Here is a 4,978-nt window from a genome sequence, read left to right on the forward strand (position 1 = left end):
TGTCTAAACTGTTGTTTAGACAATTACCAAATGTGTATTGCTGTCCAAGACATCGCGTTTGCTGTTTCCCCAATTCATAATCTCAAAGATTATTTAGAAAATAACTTGGTAGATACAGATTTTCTCGGAATAAAAATTATAGGGAAGCCGAATATCCTTCTTCGCAAAAATCTAGGTTTATACTATGTAGAAATTAATCAAAATAAGCAGCTTTTTATTGCGCACCGTTTGTGCAAAAATAGCAGGGCGATGTAAACTAAAATGCAAAAATTAAAGAAAAATATAAAAGCTATGTTAGCATCCTCACTGCTCGCCTCACTAATTGGGGTATTTGCAGCTGCCACATTAAACTATTATTTTTATGTAAATATGAAAGGGAAAAAATTTATATCAATTCATGGGACATTTCGATAAAAATATGAAAAAGGTATTTATATGCAAATATTCAATAAAAAAGAATTGACTATTTTCACCCGTAATTTTTTCTTAACTCCTAACTATGATATAACAGATGATATTGAAAATATAAAAAAGTAATGAATAACTGCTATGCAGATATTGCGGCCATGCGTATTATTTCCAATCAATTAGGCATAAACGATGAAGGTTTTAAATGTGCCTTAAATAAAATAATTCTTTATAAAACCAATATATTGAATGACATTCAAATGTTGCTTGAAAATAAAGAAAATAACCCTCTAGAAATTATAGAGGCAAAATATCTCGATAATTTTGGGCTTGAGTGGGATATATGTTTGAATAAAATTAACCAAAATTTTCTCCAATAGAAGTTTTCTATACTTGCTATTTCACCGCTTTTTACATATAGCCAAAAAACATTAAAAACCTGCCCTCATATATATGCTTTTCCTTTTAGGAAACTTATTAGCCTACGATATTTAAGTTATTTTTTGTGAGTTTCTCATCTAAATTTTAGAAAATATTTTAATATAAATTTCTGTAATATTAGGTATAAAGTCTCTGAAAAACTCATATGATACTGAAACAGGAGTTCCTTTTTAAATTGGTATAATTTTCCCTTATAATAAATTTCCATATCCTTATAGGGGTATATATAGTTCCCATGACTACCATGAAAGCTATTCCGAACAGCCTTTAATATTTCTAACCCTTTTTCTATTTCATCATCTTGAACAATATTAGTATTAATTTTTTAAATAACTTAACCACATTTTCCTGGCTGTTATTAGATAAATAAGCGCAAAACGCACCCTCAATACAAAAACAAAGATGTGTATAAAGAGTGATTAAAGTGATTTTAATCATCTCATTATATGCGTGTTGCGAAAATTGGTCTGAATGTGGCGATTGAGCATATTCCTCCCAAAATTCATTACTTGCCCATACGGTTCTGTGTGTATAAAAGAAAACTATTATTTGAAAAAGCAGATTCTCTAAAGTAGTACAACAAAGAGGGTGGGATGCGTTTTTTTTAAATTCGCTTAACCTTGTGCGACAACTTTCAAGGACCATTTCTGTGTTTAAAATCACGTCATTTTGAGCTGCCATATTAGAACATTTCCTTTGTAAGTTCTTCGCCTAGGTAAAAAATAGCCATCACACTAAGCTTGGGTTATATTCTCCTTGAAATACTATTGCTTAATTTATCGAATTAATCCCATTATGAAAATCTTATTCTAATAGGAAATTTTGATGTGGAAAATTTGTGTATTTGTGTAGAACACCGTGGTATATCGCAGGGCATTTGCAGTGGTTACCTGCGATCAAATTTATATTGAAATCAAATGGTTAATTTTAAACCGAGGGTTCATAATCCTTGGTCCTTGGTTCAAGTCCTAGTGGCCTCATCAAGTAATTACAAAACACAAAACCAAAGATTCCACGGGGCACTCGTGAAGCACTCAAAAATAACAAAATCACAACAAATGGGCAGCATGCAAAACAAAAATCAACACTGGATAACCAGGTCATATCTCGCAGGATGGATTGACCCTGCCACACCCCTAGCTCAAGAGGGCTACGTTTGGGTATTTAACAAAGATGGTAGTACCGCAAAGAGAAAAGCCCCTAAGAATATTTTCTGTGAGCCTGATTTCTATACCCGAAAAACTGATGATGGGTCGAGAGATTTGACATTGGAAACTGCTTTATGCCGAATCGAAAACGCTTTCATTAGACTTCGCCGCGACAAGCTAGAAAACCTTCAGGACCTATTTGGTAAAGACATATTTGAAATAATAATGTTTGCTTCAACCATGATGTATCGTACAAAGCTGCGTAGGGATAAAGAAAAAAACACTGGGATTATACTCTAGAGGTAATGGATGAGATGGCTGAAAAAATAAAAATCAATCCCACCAAACCTCTTTCTCGGTTCCAGTCATCCAATTTTCAAGGCTCTTTAAGCCATGAGGAAATAAGAAAAATTGCCCAAGAGCCAATTCAAAGCACTTTGCCTGCGGCGGCAAAAGTTATTGCGGAGATTTTAGCTCAAATGAATATCCATATTTTATGTACTGAAGGCAATCCTGGTTTTATTACAAGCGATAACCCATGCATAATGTTTGACCCACTTTACAGCAGTGAGTATCTTGCACTCGGATGCCCAAGCATTGAAGTAACACTCCCAATTTCACCAAGACAACTTATAATCTTTTTTGGGGTGATAGAAATAAGCCACCCGAATATGCCTATACAGCCGTCAAAAACGACGTAGTGGATGAATTCAATAGACGAACTCGCTTCTTCAGTGAGGAATACTTTGTTGTAAATGAAAATTCAAAAAAGACTTTTGGTTCCAGTAGCCACTCAGACTGCCTATGGGGTCAGGTCCTGACCCCATAGATTTTGTTCTTTTTTAGCTCTCGACATCCTGTTTCTTAAACGTCAATCTGAAAAGGAGTCATTGCTTTTTATCTCTTTACGGCATCGATAACAAATTGAACTACATTTTTGAGGACTTCCATTCTCATCGCATTTAGGATGGGTCGTACCTAATATACCTAGCCTGACTGAATCTAAAGATTCAATTTTGTTAATTAATTTTTCTTTCGCTTCTTCTTTTGTTTGGAAAAAATCGGTTTTGATATGTGTAAGATTTATGCATTCATCTGCCCATATGGCTTTCCCGTAAAAATGAACGGTATCTCCGTAAATCATAAGATTAAAATTATAACCTTTAATATTTTTGTTGCATTCTTCTATTAGATACATCATACAAATCTCCCTCTCTTTCTTTAGTATACGAGGTTTATAAACTTTACACCGAATCAAACTATTATTTTTACCCTTTCGCTATTGGAGTAAATTTAATCCATGTCACTTCATCTTAGAAGTATGAATTTCGCTCATAAACTCTGCAAAAATGGTGAATATTTTGAATGTTTTTGGATGGGACAGATGGAACACGTGGGGCATGCTATTGCATAAATGGGGTCACCCATTAGAAACTCTCGGTCAAGAGGTAAAGCAAAGCCGTTTGGTTTGTAAGCCAAATTTTATAATTTTAGAAGTGTTAGAAGGTTACATGTACACTCTATGCATCTAAAATTTCTAATGGAGGTGTCCTCTAATATGCACCAGTCACCCATATGAATTAAGACATTTACTAATGGCCTGATGGACATTAGTAGTCCTTGGCATTATCGCCTCAGAAATTATATAGTGCCGTGCTCAGTCCAAGTCGCCAGGTTCTATGAACCAGAATGACAAATCAGTGGCTTATGTTTTTACATGGCCAACCCTTTGTGGCTCAGAGCACGGGCATATCAGTATACAACAAACTTCAATGACCTCATGATTAGATTAAGTGGTTAAGGTAAAGGTTTAATCAGAGCTATTGGTTTTACCAACCCCATGGTATAACTCAATTACCTTAACCGAACGCCGTTTAACCTGATTACATAAATGCTTTTTGTACATTAAACTCCACCTGGTCTCTCAATACATAAAAACAAGCTCGAGCTAATTTATGTGCAACCGTTTTAATCGCAACAACCTTGTTTGTTTTGGCGAGTTTCCGTTGATAATACTGTTTCACCGTTTCGTTATATCGAATTGCAAAATTAGCAGCTTCAGTAAACGCCCAAGCTAAAAATTTATTACCGTTTTTGCTATTGGTATTTCCCTTTTTCTTACCATTACTAAATTTTGCCCCACTAATACATCGGCAATAGGAGGCATAATCGCCCACTGTATCAAAACGCGAAATCGCCCCTGTTTCTAACATAATTGTTAAAGCCAATACCAAACCGATTCCATCAATACTGGTTAACTGTTCAAAGGCACGTTCCAACCGCAAGTCTTTTTTAAGTACCTTTTCCAAGGTATTGATTTGCTCCTGTAAACAATTCATAACCACCAAATTACTCTTCACTGCTAATGCAACATGAGGGATTAAAAAATCAACATCCACTTGCTCTGCTGTGAGTTGCTTAATTTTGTTTGCGGAAATTCTTTTATTCAAATGCCGAGCATAGAGTCCCTGAATTGACTGGACATTTAGAGTGCTCTGTTGCACCAATTGCATACGTTTGCGCATTAAATCCCGCGCCGTACGTTGCTCCTTGGGATAAATATAGCCTTCCGGTAAAATGCCTAATCGCAACAGTTCAGACAACCAACGAGCATCACTCGTGTCATCCGTATACTTCACTCCTGAGTACTGCTGTATCGCCGCCGTATTAGCAAGATGAACTTTAAACCCTGATTCCATTAAGCCATCTACCAACCAGTACCAGTTGTACGTTGACTCAACGACAACTCCTAGTAGATTACTTCGCCATGGCTCCAATAAAGAAACTATTTTTATAAGGTCGTTCGCTATTCGTTTGCGTAATATTTCACGACCTTCTTCATCAATTAATACCACAACACTATTATTTGAATGTAAATCAATTCCACCATATAGTTTCACTCTAAGCTCCTTTATTAACCGTTTTTGTTTTTCTTCCAAACTAAACTTTACCGGTTACTTCAAGGAGCTTTCTATATGATT

7 protein-coding genes are annotated in these 4,978 nt (G+C 35.4%); 4 read left to right on the forward strand and 3 right to left on the reverse strand.

Annotated features, from left to right (window positions below; genetic code table 11):
- Together BN58_RS35565 and BN58_RS20160 are read left to right on the forward strand one after the other, a co-directional pair.
- On the forward strand, positions 1 to 255 hold a 255-nt coding region (locus BN58_RS35565; RefSeq protein ID WP_040916832.1), incomplete at its 5' end, for a hypothetical protein.
- A gap of 281 nt (positions 256 to 536) precedes the next feature.
- Entirely contained in the window at positions 537 to 788 is a 252-nt protein-coding gene (locus BN58_RS20160) for a hypothetical protein (RefSeq protein ID WP_019218386.1), read from the forward strand.
- Positions 789 to 1,137: 349 nt separating this feature from the next.
- Here BN58_RS20160 and BN58_RS20165 read toward each other — a convergent pair whose 3' ends face one another.
- Positions 1,138 to 1,530, reverse strand: coding sequence for a hypothetical protein (locus BN58_RS20165; RefSeq protein WP_019218387.1), 393 nt, complete (start codon positions 1,528 to 1,530; stop codon positions 1,138 to 1,140).
- 344 nt (positions 1,531 to 1,874) lie between these two features.
- On the opposite strand from BN58_RS20165, the gene BN58_RS36670 reads away from it, so the two are divergent.
- Both BN58_RS36670 and BN58_RS36675 read left to right on the forward strand, forming a co-directional pair.
- Complete coding sequence (locus BN58_RS36670; RefSeq protein ID WP_198009993.1) at positions 1,875 to 2,297, forward strand: DUF4238 domain-containing protein; 423 nt, start codon at positions 1,875 to 1,877, stop codon at positions 2,295 to 2,297.
- 5 nt (positions 2,298 to 2,302) lie between these two features.
- Positions 2,303 to 2,698: a DUF4238 domain-containing protein gene (locus tag BN58_RS36675; RefSeq protein ID WP_019218389.1), complete on the forward strand. Its 396-nt coding sequence runs from the start codon at positions 2,303 to 2,305 to the stop codon at positions 2,696 to 2,698.
- Positions 2,699 to 2,868: 170 nt separating this feature from the next.
- Here BN58_RS36675 and BN58_RS20180 read toward each other — a convergent pair whose 3' ends face one another.
- Both BN58_RS20180 and BN58_RS20185 read right to left on the reverse strand, forming a co-directional pair.
- Positions 2,869 to 3,198, reverse strand: a complete 330-nt coding sequence (locus BN58_RS20180) for a hypothetical protein (RefSeq protein ID WP_019218390.1) — start codon at positions 3,196 to 3,198, stop codon at positions 2,869 to 2,871.
- Between the two features lie 682 nt (positions 3,199 to 3,880).
- Positions 3,881 to 4,897: an IS110 family RNA-guided transposase gene (locus BN58_RS20185; protein WP_019215489.1), complete on the reverse strand. Its 1,017-nt coding sequence runs from the start codon at positions 4,895 to 4,897 to the stop codon at positions 3,881 to 3,883.
- Between the last annotated feature and the right edge of the window lie 81 nt (positions 4,898 to 4,978).

This window comes from Legionella tunisiensis, assembly GCF_000308315.1.
GTDB classification, from domain to species: domain Bacteria; phylum Pseudomonadota; class Gammaproteobacteria; order Legionellales; family Legionellaceae; genus Tatlockia; species Tatlockia tunisiensis.